This is a genomic window from Candidatus Gracilibacteria bacterium (assembly GCA_010119145.1).
Classification (GTDB): Bacteria; Patescibacteriota; Gracilibacteria; order BD1-5; family UBA6164; genus JAACSU01.
Window position 1 is genome coordinate 475,825 of record JAACSU010000007.1, and the last position, 16,048, is coordinate 491,872.

General features: G+C 29.5%; 20 protein-coding genes. 17 read left to right on the plus strand and 3 right to left on the minus strand.

Annotated features, from left to right (window positions below; all coding sequences use genetic code 25):
• Positions 1-32 precede the first annotated feature (32 nt).
• The 8 genes from GW846_02725 to GW846_02760 all read left to right on the plus strand — a co-directional run bounded on the left by GW846_02725 (position 33) and on the right by GW846_02760 (position 5,084).
• On the plus strand, positions 33-545 hold the full coding sequence (locus tag GW846_02725) for a DUF1993 domain-containing protein (protein ID NDK09669.1): 513 nt from the start codon (positions 33-35) through the stop codon (positions 543-545).
• Between the two features lie 94 nt (positions 546-639).
• Positions 640-1,281, plus strand: coding sequence for a heme-binding protein (locus GW846_02730; GenBank protein NDK09670.1), 642 nt, complete (start codon positions 640-642; stop codon positions 1,279-1,281).
• Between the two features lie 110 nt (positions 1,282-1,391).
• Positions 1,392-2,036 (plus strand): heme-binding protein, encoded by a 645-nt coding sequence (locus tag GW846_02735; GenBank protein NDK09671.1) that lies wholly within the window; start codon positions 1,392-1,394, stop codon positions 2,034-2,036.
• Positions 2,037-2,113: 77 nt separating this feature from the next.
• The gene (locus GW846_02740; protein NDK09672.1) at positions 2,114-2,305 is read left to right on the plus strand and encodes a hypothetical protein; all 192 of its coding nucleotides are present in this window, start codon (positions 2,114-2,116) and stop codon (positions 2,303-2,305) included.
• An 84-nt stretch (positions 2,306-2,389) separates the two neighbouring features.
• Positions 2,390-3,034, plus strand: a complete 645-nt coding sequence (locus GW846_02745) for a hypothetical protein (GenBank protein ID NDK09673.1) — start codon at positions 2,390-2,392, stop codon at positions 3,032-3,034.
• Between the two features lie 74 nt (positions 3,035-3,108).
• Positions 3,109-3,642 carry a hypothetical protein gene (locus GW846_02750; protein NDK09674.1) on the plus strand — a complete coding sequence of 178 codons (534 nt, stop codon included), beginning with the start codon at positions 3,109-3,111 and terminating at the stop codon, positions 3,640-3,642.
• An 80-nt stretch (positions 3,643-3,722) separates the two neighbouring features.
• Complete coding sequence (locus GW846_02755) at positions 3,723-4,421, plus strand: RlmE family RNA methyltransferase (GenBank protein ID NDK09675.1); 699 nt, start codon at positions 3,723-3,725, stop codon at positions 4,419-4,421.
• A gap of 3 nt (positions 4,422-4,424) precedes the next feature.
• Positions 4,425-5,084 carry a hypothetical protein gene (locus GW846_02760; GenBank protein ID NDK09676.1) on the plus strand — a complete coding sequence of 220 codons (660 nt, stop codon included), beginning with the start codon at positions 4,425-4,427 and terminating at the stop codon, positions 5,082-5,084.
• A gap of 8 nt (positions 5,085-5,092) precedes the next feature.
• Here GW846_02760 and GW846_02765 read toward each other — a convergent pair whose 3' ends face one another.
• Complete coding sequence (locus tag GW846_02765) at positions 5,093-6,277, minus strand: mechanosensitive ion channel family protein (GenBank protein ID NDK09677.1); 1,185 nt, start codon at positions 6,275-6,277, stop codon at positions 5,093-5,095.
• Positions 6,278-6,504: 227 nt separating this feature from the next.
• Between GW846_02765 and GW846_02770 the strand changes: the two genes are divergently transcribed.
• Together GW846_02770 and ndk are read left to right on the plus strand one after the other, a co-directional pair.
• Positions 6,505-7,593 (plus strand): hypothetical protein, encoded by a 1,089-nt coding sequence (locus GW846_02770; GenBank protein ID NDK09678.1) that lies wholly within the window; start codon positions 6,505-6,507, stop codon positions 7,591-7,593.
• A gap of 68 nt (positions 7,594-7,661) precedes the next feature.
• Positions 7,662-8,105: a nucleoside-diphosphate kinase gene (gene ndk, locus GW846_02775; GenBank protein ID NDK09679.1), complete on the plus strand. Its 444-nt coding sequence runs from the start codon at positions 7,662-7,664 to the stop codon at positions 8,103-8,105.
• Between the two features lie 47 nt (positions 8,106-8,152).
• Here ndk and GW846_02780 read toward each other — a convergent pair whose 3' ends face one another.
• Positions 8,153-8,890 carry a hypothetical protein gene (locus GW846_02780; GenBank protein NDK09680.1) on the minus strand — a complete coding sequence of 246 codons (738 nt, stop codon included), beginning with the start codon at positions 8,888-8,890 and terminating at the stop codon, positions 8,153-8,155.
• Positions 8,891-9,104: 214 nt separating this feature from the next.
• Here GW846_02780 and GW846_02785 point away from each other — a divergent pair, with 214 nt between their 5' ends.
• The 7 genes from GW846_02785 to GW846_02815 all read left to right on the plus strand — a co-directional run bounded on the left by GW846_02785 (position 9,105) and on the right by GW846_02815 (position 15,391).
• A complete protein-coding gene (locus GW846_02785) occupies positions 9,105-10,580 on the plus strand; it encodes a hypothetical protein (GenBank protein NDK09681.1) in 1,476 nt (491 codons plus the stop codon).
• Positions 10,581-10,598: 18 nt separating this feature from the next.
• Positions 10,599-10,874 (plus strand): hypothetical protein, encoded by a 276-nt coding sequence (locus GW846_02790; GenBank protein ID NDK09682.1) that lies wholly within the window; start codon positions 10,599-10,601, stop codon positions 10,872-10,874.
• A gap of 3 nt (positions 10,875-10,877) precedes the next feature.
• Entirely contained in the window at positions 10,878-11,126 is a 249-nt protein-coding gene (locus GW846_02795; GenBank protein NDK09683.1) for a hypothetical protein, read from the plus strand.
• A 77-nt stretch (positions 11,127-11,203) separates the two neighbouring features.
• Positions 11,204-12,745 carry a S41 family peptidase gene (locus tag GW846_02800; GenBank protein NDK09684.1) on the plus strand — a complete coding sequence of 514 codons (1,542 nt, stop codon included), beginning with the start codon at positions 11,204-11,206 and terminating at the stop codon, positions 12,743-12,745.
• Positions 12,746-12,824: 79 nt separating this feature from the next.
• Positions 12,825-14,813 (plus strand): radical SAM protein, encoded by a 1,989-nt coding sequence (locus GW846_02805; protein ID NDK09685.1) that lies wholly within the window; start codon positions 12,825-12,827, stop codon positions 14,811-14,813.
• 9 nt (positions 14,814-14,822) lie between these two features.
• Positions 14,823-15,086 (plus strand): hypothetical protein, encoded by a 264-nt coding sequence (locus tag GW846_02810; GenBank protein ID NDK09686.1) that lies wholly within the window; start codon positions 14,823-14,825, stop codon positions 15,084-15,086.
• Positions 15,077-15,391 carry a rhodanese-like domain-containing protein gene (locus GW846_02815; protein ID NDK09687.1) on the plus strand — a complete coding sequence of 105 codons (315 nt, stop codon included), beginning with the start codon at positions 15,077-15,079 and terminating at the stop codon, positions 15,389-15,391. The genes GW846_02810 and GW846_02815 overlap by 10 nt, the downstream gene beginning before the upstream one ends.
• On the opposite strand, the gene GW846_02820 is transcribed toward GW846_02815, so the two are convergent.
• Positions 15,380-16,006, minus strand: a complete 627-nt coding sequence (locus GW846_02820) for a hypothetical protein (GenBank protein ID NDK09688.1) — start codon at positions 16,004-16,006, stop codon at positions 15,380-15,382. The genes GW846_02815 and GW846_02820 overlap by 12 nt on opposite strands.
• Positions 16,007-16,048: the final 42 nt, after the last annotated feature.

Here is a 16,048-nt window from a genome sequence, read left to right on the forward strand (position 1 = left end):
AGTGTCTCTTTTTACCATATAAATACAAAACTATGTTTTACGAAATTGCAGTAACTCACACAACTAGTAGACTCAAAGCTCTAGATTTATTTCTCAAGGCTATGAAGAAACAAGCTCATAAAAAGGGTATGACAGATGCTGAAGTATTAGCTCTTAAACTTGCTCCAGATATGTTGGATTTTGCAAAACAAATTCAAATCGCTACCGATAATGCAAAGGCTTGTATTATGAGACTGACGCAAAAAGAAGCAATGACTTTAGAAGACAACGAAACGACAATTGATGAGCTTCTCACAAGAGTTGAAAAAACAATTAATTATGTAAATAGTGCAACTCCTGATGATTTTATCGGGGCTCAAGAGAGAAACATAGAGATGGATTATTTCAAAGATATGCATTTCACCTCTGCTGGATACATGATGGGATTTTATCTTCCAAACTTATACTTTCATACAACAACAGCATATAATATATGTAGAAATCATGGATTTGAGATTGGAAAAAAAGAATACATAGGAGAACTTCCTCTTATTCCTAATAAATAATATATAAAAAATACCACAAATTGTGGTATTTTTTTACGTGTTTCATACAACAATACATTACTATATAATAAATTTAAAACCTTATAGTATGTATATGAAAGCCTCAAAATTATGACTCTGAATCGGAACTGCAGCTCTTACAGGTATTGGAGCTTGGGTTTGACTGAGCTATTATGCTATAAAAGATATTGAATCCCCTGAATACAATCTCATAGAGAAGAAAGGGAAATATGAAATCAGAGAATACAAAGAGTACATAGTTGCTGAAACTACTGTCTCATGAACACATAAAGATGCAATGAACAATGGCTTTAGAACTCTTGCAACGTATATATTTTGAGGAAATACAAGTAATGATTCCATCGCGATGACAAGTCCAGTTATGGAAATGAAGTCAGAAAAAATATCAATGACAAGCCCCGTTATGAATACAAAGTCTTGAGATGAGCATCTTATACAGTTTACTATGCCAAGCAGCTATACACTTGCATCTCTTCCAATTCCTGATAGTGATGAAGTAAATCTGAGAACTATACCAAGAAGAACAGTCGCAGTTTTGAGATATTCATGATATAACTCAGCAAAAATAATAGAAAAGAAAAAAAGGCAGCTGCTTTCATTTTTAGAACTCAAGGATGTTGAATATAATGGTCCTGTAACTTCAGCTTGATACAATCCACCTCTGAGTTTTCCACTCATGAGAAGAAATGAAGTCATGGTAGAGATTTCACTATAATTGCATTTAAATTTCGATTAATTTCAGCATTCTCTTATTTTCAAAACCTATTACACTATTCATACAAGTTTATTGTATAATATACTTAAATAATTTAATAAAAGTTAAGCATGTTAGCCTTTGTGTTCTATATTCTGATTTGAGTCATAGTATCAATAATGCTATGGATTACTATATCCATAATCAGTATACTTAATATTGAAGAACCTGAATATACTGTTGTAGAAAATGATTGAAAATTTGAAATTCGTGATTATGCACCATATATTTTTGCTCAAGTAGAAGTTACAGGACCAAGAGAGCAAGCAATCTGAATCTGATTTTGAAAACTCGCTTCTTATATATTTTGAGATAATAAAACACTCAAAAGAAATCCAAATTATCAACATTCTCGCGTTAATGCAGAGATTACGAGTGAAAGCATAAAAATGACTGCACCTTTTATTGATATTAAAACAGGGAATTGAACTCATATTGTTCAGTTTATAATGCCGAGAAAGTATTCAATTAAAAATCTCCCAGTTCCTTCTAACTCTGATATAAAAATATTAGAGAATCCGATGACAAGAAGAGCAGTATTAAAATACGGTTGAATAACAAACTCAAATATTATAGATAGTAAAACAAGAAAATTAGAAGTCATTCTTTGAAATAATAAAATACCTAAAACTGGAGATATATATTCTGCACAATACAATCCACCAATGACCTTTCCTCTTTTAAAAAGAAATGAGATTATGGTAGATATATGATAAATTATCAGTATACTTACTGTGTCACTTAATTTTTTAAACAATTCGCTATGAGATATTTTGCTTTTGTCCTGAAGGTTATGCTTATAATAATTGGACTCGTGATGATGTATAGTTTTCCTGAAGTATCAAATCCTCCATTTATGAGTTGATTAGCATTCTTCATTATAGGTTTATACCTAGCTCTTGATGGAATATATGGACGAGAGTTCTCTGGTTGTATATTTAGTAAACAAGTAGAACTTCCTAAAAAGAAATGATTTTTTAGCTAATTTGTTCATAAAATAAAAACCCAATTTTGGGTTTTTATTTTTTATAGATATACTTTTTTATATTTAGTACCTAAAACGAGTGACGTGAATAATAAAAAATTACTGAGAAACATAGTTGTCATTGCTCTATTACTCATATCAATATTTGTGATCTTTTGAATTTGATACGTGTATTCTGGACTCAAATATGTTCCACCACATTATCACGCTAATTTTGCAATTTATATTCAGTGAGTAAAAATTGATTTATCTGCTGATGAATTTATGGAAGATGTAGCAGCATGTTCACTTAGTTGAGTAGTATATCCACAGTCTCGTGTACATATGCATAATAATGATGATGACAGTATACATATTCATGCTTATGGAGTGTCTTGGGAACATTTTTTTAATAATATTTGATACAATATATGATCAGATTTTATCTACTGAGAATCCGTAGGTCTACTTCAAAATAATGAAAATAACTCACTTCAATTTGTTTTGAACTGAGAAAAACTTGATTTTCCAGTGTTTAATCTTATAAATTCAGAAGATACACTATTGGTGTATTACTGAAACGAAGATACACAAAACCTGAATCAAGCTTATAACTCTATAGATCAAGATGCTGTAGAATATAATGCAAAATATGACCCAGGAAGTTGTGGATGAACAAATGAGAACTCAATCACTGTATTAGTGACTGATTTACTCAAAAGTTTTAGCTCTGAGTGACATAAACATTAGTTTCTTAGATATTTCTTACCTGAACTAGCTAAACTCTAAACGTAAACATATATTTTATTTTTTATTTTACATCAATGAAAAAAATTATCGCACTACTCTGACTCGTACTCATTCTTGCATCTTGTGCAGGGGGATCAAACTCAAACGATATTATTAATCCTGAATCAGAGTTTCTCTATTTCTACGGAGCAAGTTGTCCTCACTGTCAAGAACTGAATGGACTCGTAGAAGATGAAGATTTATTCTCAAAAATATCTGTTGAAAAAAGAGAAGTTTATTTTAATAGTACAAATCAAGAGCTCTTTACTGAAACAGTAAAAGCACTTTGAATAAACCAATCTGAAGTAGGTGTTCCTTTCGTGTTACAAAGATCTACTGGAGAATTTGCTGTATGAGTTCAGCCAGCATTAGCGCTTTTTCATTCTAGTCCTGAATATACTGGAGAAAGCAATGAGTGAGTAAATGAATCAAATGCTGATGAAGTTGACGACGTTGATCAAGATTTGGCTGATGAAATCATAAATGAAATTATTCCTCAAGAAGTTCAGGATGAAATATCTGGGTCTGGGGAAGTAATTATAGAGGAAGAAAATGCTAATTCTAATTAACATATCAATTTTATAAAAAAAGGATTTATTAAAATCCTTTTTTTATTTATACTTACATCAATATTAAACAGATACTCACTATGAAGAAAGATAAATTTCAAGCAGTCAAAACATCTCACAAAAAGAAACAAGGTGTCTGACATCAAGCAAAGGCTCAAAAAGTTCGAAAAAAACGTCCTGCTCCTTATGTAATGCATGATAAATATTTTCAACAAGCTAAACGAGAAGGCTATAGAGCACGAAGTGTGTATAAACTCAAGGAAATTCAAGAGCATTTTGAGCTTATTACTCCAAATATGAATATTTGTGATATAGGAGCTGCTCCTTGAAGTTTTATACAGTATATTAAGAGAATCATCCAAGATACTGGGAATATCGTATGAATCGATCTTAAACCTATAGATAAATATTCTCAAACAAATATTAATACTTTAGTGCACGATATTTTTGAATTTGATACACTCAGACCCAAAATTAATGAGTTAATTTGAGATGGAAATACGTTTGATCTCATCACAAGTGATATTGCACCTAATACAACCGGAAGAAAAGATATTGATCAATATGCGAGTGTTGAACTGAATATCGAGATACTTAAGTTTGCAGATGAGTATTTAAAAAAATGATGAAATCTCTTGCTTAAGGTTTTCAAATGAGAAGATTTTAGAGACTTAACTCAAGAAATTCAAAAGAGATACAATAGTTTTACAGAGTATAAGCCATTCGCATGTCGAGATAGAAGTTTTGAAGAATATGTTATTTGTTTTTGAAAAAAATAAAAAATGCCTTGAATCTTAGATATTACACTTATATTTTTGTGATTAGCAGCTGGAATAGCTTCATTTTTAAACTGATGAGATTCACTTCATAAGTTATTTTTAGGACTCATCATTTGATTTATGATGTACCTTATCGTATCTTACCAACTTGAAATAACTAATTATCTTTCTCCCGCAGTTTGGAATGGATACCAGAGATTTCTTGCAAATAATACAACTTGAGTTCTCTCTGCTATACTACTGAGTATTCCAGTTCTTGGGCTGTTTTTTATGCTCAATAATAAGTTTCAGATTCATACAAGTTACAAAAGTATTTCACATATATTATTATGAATACTCCTTCCCGTGTTTTTAATCTGAATTTTAGCAAATTTAGCAGAAGCTAGTTTCCTTACTGATAGTGCGTTTTGGAGAAAAATTTTTGATTTTTTTGAACAAAGTATGTTGTATCGAGTATTTGAAAAACTTCCTTGGGTTATTTTTTTATTACTATGATTTTTAATATTTTACAAGTCATTGTTTCTACTACTTGTTGCATTTTTTGAATGGATTTGGAAGGTTCTCATACCTCAATTTTATAGATGATGGAACGAAAGTAGAAAACATCCAAAAGATGATACAATTGAAGAGTTCAGAGCATGATGAAACGAATATGAGGATTAAGGTTCATATTATTTCTTTGGACTCATTTTTATTGGAACTGTTTCATTTTTAATTATCATCTCACTCGTTGGAAATGCCATTTCAATTCATGACTGTTCAAATATTTTTTTAATTTCAAAATTAATCTCTTGTTTTTGATGATTAAATTCAATCAGACTTCACACGAGTGAAAAATAAGTCACCTTTATATCCAATGAAAATGAATTAAATGTATCAAAAGTTACACGTATATCATCGCTAATTTCTCGTTTTTCTTGATATCTTTTTAGGAGTGATTCTATTACATCTACTCACTCTTTCACTTTTTCTAGACTTGTCGAGTACACAACTCAAATAATAAAATCCACTCTTCTACTTTCTCGAACTGACATATTTGCAATAGAACTCGTAATAATGTTTTCATTTGGCATCATCACTTGATGACCAGCTCTATCTGTGAGTGTTACGTATGACAGCCCGATATCTCTCACTGTTCACTCTTGACCATTAATACTTACATAATCTCAAATTTGAAAAGGTTTATTAAGAATAATAGTTACAGCTCCAAATATATTTGTAATACTTTTTTGAGCTGCAAGAGCTATAGCAAGTCCTCAAATTCAAGCTCAAGCCAATAAAGCATTGAGATTATATCAAAAGTTTCAAAGTATATATGCGATTCAAACAAACCAAATTAATATGAATATAACTTTATTTCAAAACTTCAGTACTGAAGCACTTGATGATTTTTCATTTGAAAGTTTTTGAAATTTTCTCTCAAGCAATATTCTACTCACTCAGCTTAGGAAATATACAGCTAGAGTAGTAGCTACTATTATTTGTATATTTACAAGCCAATTCCTTGTAATATAATTCTCTTTTATAAAAAAACTCGCAATCAATAGTGCTCACAAGTATTTCACTAGAGTTAAAAAACGAAGTGAAAAAGTTACTAAGATTGGATATTCTTTTTTATGACCAAGAGTGAGCATAACTAGAAATTTTTTGAGAATTTTTACAATTATATCAATCAAGTATCAAAAAGATATGAGTATAGTTAAGAATACAAGTGTTGCATGAAAATAAGAGAGATAGAGCGCTCCATTAGTATAGTTAAATCGTGCCCAATAGCTTATATCATTTCCACCTATAAAATTATAATATAAACCATAGCTGAGAGCTCATACGATGAAGAGTATTTTAATATATTTCACAATAAGTATTTAATTTAAATATTTTTTTATAGTGTATTCTTTTTAAGAGAGTTGCAAGTAAGACAAAGTTTAAAACAATTGACATTAAATATAATTTATATTTAACACTAAAATATTTTTACAGATATACAATTTGAAAATTTAAGTAAAATAATATAATACAATCAGCCAAATCTTCCTACAACGAAGATATAATAACACGGCACGTTATATAATAATCTGACATAATGAAATACGAACAAGATTTCACACTCCTCACTTTTTATAAGTTTGTGGATGTAGAAAAACCTGAGGACGAAGTTTTAGAACACCTTCAATTTACAACAGATATTTGAATGAAGGGAAGAGTATATATCTGAACTGAGTGAATCTCTAGTACTGTGACTTGAAATAAATGACAAATTCAAGCCTATAAGCTCTATCTACAAAATCATCCACTTTGGAATAATATAGCAGACTTAGATACAAAATCTTCACCAGTAGATGGTCATAAGTTTCCAAGAATGCAGGTAAAAGTAAAAGATGAGATAGTATGACTCGGTAAAAAATTTACTCGAGATGAAATTGAAGCTGCGTGAAATAGAATGCAAATTAAAGAATTCAAATATATACTAGATTCAGGAAAAATGGATGATTATATACTTCTCGATATGAGAAATAATCATGAGTACAATCTCGGGCACTTTAAAAATGCTATTCCTGCAAATACGCTTACTTTTAGAGAACTGGAAGATAAAGTGGAAGAATACAAAAAAGATTTTTGAGATAAAAAAGTTATTTCCTACTGTACTGGTGGAATACGATGTGAAAAATCAACTGTAATGCTTCAAAGAGCTGGTCTCAAAAATACCTATCAACTTGATGGTGGAGTTGTAAAATACATAAATACCTACAATGATGGGAATTGGCTTGGTAATCTCTATGTTTTTGACGATAGAGTCAGTCAAACTGTCGGAGATGATACAACACATACGATTATTTGAGAATCTATATATTCTTGACTCAAAACTGACAATTGCGAAAACTGCCGACTCTCTAGTTGTAATGCTCGAATTATAGCTGACAGACAAGAATACATAGATCATGCTTGATTTTGTAGTGAAGAATGTGCCGAGTCAGCATTAGAGAATCTCATTGTAAAAACAGATTTAAGTTTTGATCCTATGGAGTACAAAAAACAAAGATGAGTAGCAAAAAGATACCCAGAACTCAAAACTGAAATTGACAAAAAACTTAGAAGACATCTCGAAAAACTTTTAAAATGAGTGACTTTCAATCATAAAGAATCTCAAAAAGAAGATTTTGTCATAGATTAGACTAAAAATGACTTGCAAAAAGCTTATATTCACTATAATCATCCCAATTTACTATTAAATACACACATATGGAAACTACACTTATTCTTTTAAAACCAGATACGGTAGAAAGAGGATTCATTGGACAAGTATTAACGAGATTAGAACAAAAAGGACTTAAAATAAATGGTCTAAAAATGATGCAACTTGATGACGCAATAGTTACAGAACATTATGACTTTCTTGCTGATAAACCATTTTTTCCTAGCATAAAAGAATATATGATGAGAACTCCAGTAGTTGCTATAGCTGCTTCTGGTGCTAATGCTATTGCTACTGTGAGAATGCTTACAGGTGCAACTAACCCTCAAGAAGCACTTCCAGGTTCAATTAGAGGAGATTTCGGTCTTACTATAGATGGAAATATTATCCACGCTTCTGATTCAGCTGAAACTGCAGAAATTGAACTAAAAAGATTTTTCAAAGGTGAAAACGTATTTGAATATTCTCGAGGTTTTGATGGAGTTTTATAATCCAATTCAAATAAAAAAATAACTCAATATTGAGTTATTTTTTTTATTTAAATATTTTGTAGTTCTAGAAATTTACATACTTCCCCTGGAAGAACTATTCAGATATTATGCAATTTATATATCTCTGAAACTTCCCATGAAGATATAGAGAATATTACTGATTCAATTGGACCCATTGATTCAATAAAATTTCATCAGTTTCAATTATATGCTTGTACAATATGAAAACTTGTACCTTTCTTAATAACGTTATAATTTGTAGAAATATTTAAATCTTTATCAAAAATTATTGGTGGAAATTCAGGAATATTATCAAAATTAATTCTGTATTTTACTAATGTAGAAATAATCGATGAGAAATTTTCAAATTTTCAAATTTTTGATGATTCTATAAAATCTACAATTATTATTTCATCCTCAAGTATTTTTTGTACTTCACTAGTCACACTCAATTTAATTTCCGATCAATATCTCAACACTGAAAAGTCTTGCACTTCTCTATTTTTATGAATAGCATCATATATATCAACTATTTCATTTTTTGAGAACTCACTACTTCACACTATAAATCTACCATCAAATTCTCACAAATACTTTTTATTTTCATCAAGCTGAGTGAGAGATGTATACATTTTTTGAAATAGTACTCAATCCATATATTTTTCTAATTCATCAAAAAAATCAAAGTTTTTACTTTCATAAAATGAAAGTAAAGTATCAAACATTTTTACAAAATTTGACTTAAATTCACTATTTTCTAAAGATGATTCATTTATATTGTTCATAAAATTACTTATTTTTTAAAAATCTAATTATAAGTTCTCTCGTTATTCATTGGATACTTTCATTTGATTCCTATTTCTTTTATTATCAAATATAAGCAACAATATAAATTATATTAATAAAATGTCAATTATAACATAATATATTGTGAAGTATTCTAACTTTTTTATATATTAAAAAGTCATATACTATATAAAATAATTTTTATATATATTTATGGCTCAATTTTACGATACAATGTTGGCTCAGTACATTAAAAATCCTGGTCAAAGGTGACTATGACTGGATAGTATAGCAGAGAGAGAATTTGAGTATAAGATGATATCATTTGATCAAATTACAGCAAAAAAAACACTAAACTTTGAAGAAGTAGATCTCCCTCAAGCAGCTATTTATTCTTGAGAGGATGTTTACATGACTCATAAACTCTATCAAAATCAAAAACAAAACCCATATATAACTCAAGAGCTCAAAACTGATTGAATCCTCAAATCTATTGAGTTCCCACTTATGAAAGTACTGTCCAAGATGGAAATGACATGAATTAAGATAGAAAGAGACATATTAAAATGACTTGGGATGCAACTTGAATCAGCAATTAAAGAACTAGAAATTGAAATTTTTAGTCTTGCGTGAGAGAATTTTAACATCAATTCTCCAAAACAAGTTTGAGAAATACTTTTCGTAAAATTATGATATCCTACAGCAAAAAAAACGAAAACTTGATTCTCTGTAAATGCAGAAGTATTGGAACAACTTGCAAAAGATTATCCAATTGCCAGTAAGATAGTTGAATACAGACATTACTCAAAACTAAAATCTACTTATGTTGAATGACTCTTAAGTGTTGCTACTCAAGATGATAGAATCCATACGAGCTATAATCAAACTATCGCTTCTACATGAAGACTCTCAAGTACAAATCCTAATTTACAAAATATACCTACAGGAGATGGTATAGCTTGAAAAATACGTAAAGCATTTATAGTTGACTCTGCAGGTGATTTACTTGTTGCGTTTGATTATTCACAAGTAGAGGTACGGCTCTTAGCTATTATGAGCGGAGATGAAAACCTGCTCAAGGCATTTAAAGAGGGGAGAGATATTCATCAAGTTACAGCAGAATTTATATTTAAAACTACTGAAATCACAAGCACTCAACGTAAATTTGCAAAAGCAGTCAATTTTTGAGTAATATATGGAATTAGTCCTTTTTGACTCACAAAAATGATTGATATTTCTCAGAAAGAAGCCAGAGAATATATTGATGCTTTTTATGAAAACTATCCTAAAGTACGAGAATTTTACGATGCTACTATAGCATCTTGTAAAAAAAACTCGTATGTTGAAACACTTTTTGGACGTCGTAGGTATATTCCATCTATTAATGATAAAAACAAAATGCTTGCTTCGAGTGCAGAAAGAGAAGCTATTAATATGCCAATTCAATGAAGTAGTGCTGATATTATAAAAATAGCAATGATTAGAATAGATAATTTTTTGGAGAAAGGAAATTTTAAAAGCACTATGTTACTTCAAGTCCATGATGAGCTTGTTTTCAATATTGTAGTAAATGAGTATTCACAACTGGTAGTAGAGATTCCTAAAATAATGGAATCTATTCTTAAAGATGCTCCTATAGAATTAAAAGTGGATTCAGGAGAATGAAAAAACTGGAAAGAATGTAAATAATTACTTTATATTAATATTATGTCACTGGATTGATTCACTGAAAAAGAAAAGCTTGATTATATTTTTCTTACAATGAGAAAAAATGAAAAAAATCAACGGATAAGTCTGTATTTTACTTGGTGATATAGAATTATAATACTCTTATATATGTTGTATTTTTTCTTTGTAACTATTCCAAATTTTTTGGATAAAATTCCTTCCTTCCCTAAGGAATGAGACTTTATAAATTTTGAAGAAATTATAAAAAATCCAAGAGCCAAAGCACTGTACGATTCTTATTTTTGAACTGAATAACTTATGATACTCCTAAAAATTTTTTATGCTCTGTTGCTTATAGCGAGCTGAATGTGACTTATTAAGTACAGAAGAAATGTAAAGTCTTGGACTGGAAATTTTATGTGGGCAGAAAAATATCTCTGAAGTTGATGAACCTATCTCATTATGATTTTAATAGGTCTATTTCTCATTTTTGTAGGTATATTATATCCTTTTGGATGACTAGATTTAATATTTTGACCCACATCAACAGATATTGCTTCAAAATAGTACATTTATACGTAAAAAAGAGTTTTTTATTTAAAAACTTACAGTACAATACTATCTCAATATTAATAATACCAATTATGAAAAAAATTACATATTTCCTTCTCTCATTTATTCTTACTGGACTCTTTTCAACAGGCCTACACGCTGCCCCTGAAGATAAAATAAATCGTGAAGATACATTTATATTTTTATCAAATGCTGTATCCAAAGATATTCCTGAATCATATCAATATATAGATTTAAAATTTAATGATATTTCAGAGTGATCAAAATTAGAAATAGCACTACAAAAACTTGTATATCTTAATCTTATTAAGAATGTTGAAGTGTCTGTACAACCTAGTGTTGCTGTTAATCTCTATACATTTGAACTTCTCGCTAAAAAAATACTTTGACTTGAAATATCGGGAAGTGGTACCATGAGTTCAAAGAAACAACAATATTTACTCGAAAAAGATCTTAAAAGCTTAGAAAACTCACTCACGTCAACACCAATTGAATGAAAAGTTTCTGTTACTGAAACTCCTAAAAATAGTTCTAACTCTGTTTTATGAGATAAAGAAGCTATATTTAACGATGTCTATTCTACTCTCAAAAATTGATTTTATGATCGTTCTAGCCTTGAAGATGAAGCATTAGTAAATGGAGCTATTAAATGATTAGCTTCTTGAGCCTGAGATATTTATACAAGTTATTTTCCTTCTGTTGAAAGTACTGACTTCTTTAGCTGACTCAATGGTGAATTTGAATGAATAGGAGCATATGTAGAAATGAATGAACCTGGAATATTACTTATTGTAAGTCCTGTAGTTGATTCTCCAGCTGAAAAAGCTGGTATTAAAGCCTGAGATATAGTAACACAAGTTGATGGTAAAAAAGTCACACCAAACAATACACTTGGAGAGGTTGTGAGTTGGATAAAAGGTCCAAGTGGAACTACAACGACCATCACAATACTAAGATGAAAAGAAGGTCTAGTAAAAACTTTTACCGTAAAAAGAGAAAAAATAACTATAAATAATGTAGATTACAGAAAACAAAATTCTGATACATTTTATATTCAAATAAAAACATTTGGAGACAACGTAGAAAGAGAATTCAACAAAGCAGCTGAAAACATCTGAAATGATACAAGTATAAAAAATATTATTATAGATGTACGAAATAATCCAGGTGGATATCTTGATGAAGCTTCACTTATACTCAGTTACTTTGTTCCAAAATGAGAGCCTACAGCTATAGTAAGTAATGGGACAAAAGATACTAAATATGTTTCACTATGATTTGAAATAATTGATGCGTCTCAATATAATATTATCATACTTCAAAATGCTGGAAGTGCTTCTGCTTCTGAAATACTTGTTTGAACTCTTAAGGATTACTTTCCTAAAACAGTTATCATTTGAGAAAAAAGTTTTTGAAAAGGTTCTGTTCAATCTTTAAAAACTTACCAAGATGGTTCAACTCTTAAGTATACAACAGCAAAATGGTTTACAGGAAAGACTCGAAAATGAATCGACCATGTTTGAATCAGCCCAGATGTAAATCTAGAATATGATATTGATATGTTTAAAACTCAGTGAATAGATAATCAGCTTGAAGAAGCACTCAAATATTAATTTAATGTGAATGCAAAAAAAATATTTCATACAAACATTTTGATGTCAAATGAACCAGGCAGACAGCGAGAAGATTCATATGATTCTTCTCCAATCTGGTTTTTTTCGTGCCATGTGTATAGATGATTCTGATTTAGTTATTTTCAATACCTGTAGTGTTCGACAAAAGTGAGAAGATAGAGTTTTTTGATTTCTTAATGAAATAGATAAGTTTAATGAGTTAAGAAAATCTTCATGAGTAAGATGACAAATTATAAGTGGAATCACAGGGTGTATGGTTCGAAAAACTTGATTAGCTAAGAGATATTTAGAAACACACGAAAGTGAAGAAAAAATTGAAAAACACTCAACAAAAAGAATACAATTACTCAAAAATAAAGACTGAATTCATAACTATGATGATGATTTATTTCGTCGTACTTTACTATTAGATTTTACACTGAGAATTGAGGAAACAAAGTATTTACCTCTAATTTTAAGTGAAATATTTTGAGAAAAAATTGGTCAAGAAGATAAATATGATGATTATTTAAAGCAAGTTCAACAAAGAGAGAATCCATTTTCAGCTTCCGTGATAATACAATCTGGTTGTGACAACTATTGTACGTTTTGTATCGTTCCATTTACACGCTGAGCTGAAGTATCGAGAGAGAAAGAGGAAATACTTCTTGAAACAAAGAATGCAGTAGAGTCATGAGCAAAAGAAATAACGCTTCTCGGTCAAAATGTAAATTCTTATGGGAAACAAAAAAATACAAAACTTTGGAATACTGAAAAATCTAAATGGAACACTGAGGATAATAAGCTAAAAATATGAGTAGATCTTGATGACACACTATTTGTTGTGCTATGAGAAGAATTACTTAAGCAATATAATCAAAAATTTCATGATATTGTCAAAATGGATGATATAGATACCTTTGATTGTTGAGGAATCGTGGAACTAATGAATGAGTATCATATTTTTGAATCTGATAATGCCCATAATCTAGAAATTCATTCTGGATGAGAGAAAGTCTTAAAATGACTTAAGTCTGAGTGACACAAAATATATGTCATTACTTCAAGAGAAATAGAGGCAAAAGATGATACACATACTATTTTAAATAAATATTTTTGAGACGATTTTTTTGAAGATATTATTTTTATCAAAGATGCATGACATGACAATAAGTACACAGCAGCAAATCAACATTCTCTTGATATTGTAATTGATGATGGTCCTCATCATATACAATCCTATGATACTCATTTTAATGGAAAAATTTGCGTATTCCACGCACCTTGGAACAGGGGTATTAAAGAAAATAATTCTAATATTTTTAGAATTATTGACTGGTATGATTTTGAAAATCTCCTTCCTAAACTTAGTTTTACTTCACCATTTAGAGAATTACTAGAAGAGTTAGATGATATAAAATGACTTGACAGGATTAGATTCACTTCTAGTAATCCTCATGATATGACGCGCGATATTCTTGATGCACATTTCGATTGTCATTCTACTTGTAATTATCTACATTTTGCCCTGCAGTCAGGAAGCGATGCTATGCTCAAAAGAATGAATAGAAGACATAGTTATACAGATTTTAAAGATATGGTTGACTATATGAGGTCAAAAGACCCACTTTTTTCCATCTCTACTGATATAATAGTATGATTCTCTGGTGAAACAGAAGAAATGTTTCAAGACACTCTCAGAGCTATGAAAGAGTGTGAATTTGATTATTGTTATATCGCTCGATATTCAGTCAGACCAAATACGCTCGCAGCAAAAATGTTACCTGATGATGTTCCAGAGGCTGAGAAAGCGCGTAGGTGGCATATACTCAATGATGCACTTTTAGAATCTGTAAAAAGTAGGAATGCACGCATGATTGGAAGAACAGAGGAAATTCTTGTTTCCGGTAGTAGGGACTGAGTTTTTTTTGGAAGAACCAGAAATTTTAAAGAAGTTTTTTTTAAAGCGCCATTAGATACGAAAGTAGGGAGTATTTTGAATGTAAAAATAACTGAACTCGATAAGTATGTACTGAAAGGTGAGTTTGAAAAAATAATACTATTATAAATTAAAACTATGAATTACAATGTTTGGTTCTTTTTAAAGTCAGTAACTCTATTTATAGTTTTATCAATTATATATACTTGAACCGTTTATTTTATTCCCAATGTAAATAGGTGACTCGAAAGTTTTTATAATTTCGAGGTAAATCAAAATCTTTTAATAAAACTAGACCAATTATTATGAAAAATCAGAACAACAGAGAATAATATAGATTCTAAAATAGATAATATTGCTCCAAATACTTCTCAAAACATTAAATGAAGAACATGACAATAAAACGATTAGAATCTTCTGATTTTAAAGAAGTGATAAAACAAGAGTGAGTCACGCTTATAGATGTCAGAACAAAACAAGAACAGGATATTTTTTGAGTAATTTCTGAAAATCAAACACATATTGACATATATAAACCTGAAGCTCTTGATCAAATAAAAAAACTTCCCAAAGAAGGGAGGTATCTTATATATTGCTATCATGGAAACAGAAGTCAACAAATATGAAATATGATGCTTGAACTTTGATTCAGCGATGTTTCAGATTTAATTTGATGAATCGATGAATGGAAGAAATTAGTCTGATAAAGTCTTATGAATACCATCTTTTGTAATTTTTTCTGTAGTAGTAATTCATAAATTTGACCTATAATCATTTATAAATCTTATTAAAAAAGATAGAAATATTCAGGTATTTTCTTTTTTTGAAATCAATTCAGATATATATATTTTTGTTTTAGGTTTAAATTTATCTATCTCTTCACTCAGTATAGTTCTAAATTCCTCACCTGTATTATCATCAACTTTATTAGGATTAGGAGAGTACATAGAATAAATAAAATCGAGTGTATCATTAGGTAATAATAATTCCTCTAAAGATTCTCCCCGTAAAGTTGTTTGAAGATAATCAGATTTGACAGTAAAAATCTTACATCTTATAAATTCAGTAATACTATAATTTACTCAAGTAACTCTTTCTACCTCTTCAGTATTCAATTGTTTTAAAATTGATGTTAGTTCAGTAAAACTAGCATCGTCCATTTCTCATGCGAGTACTTTTTGTTGAATCAATTCACAAATTTCAAAAAATCTAGGTGATACTTTTTTTATTTCTTGAAAATATATTCATTTATTTAAGTCAACGGGAAGATATTTATTCAAAAAGTCAGATTCTCCTATTCTATCTGAAAAATTTAATGCCATTTTATTGCTATTAATTAATATAGAATATATTATACAATATAA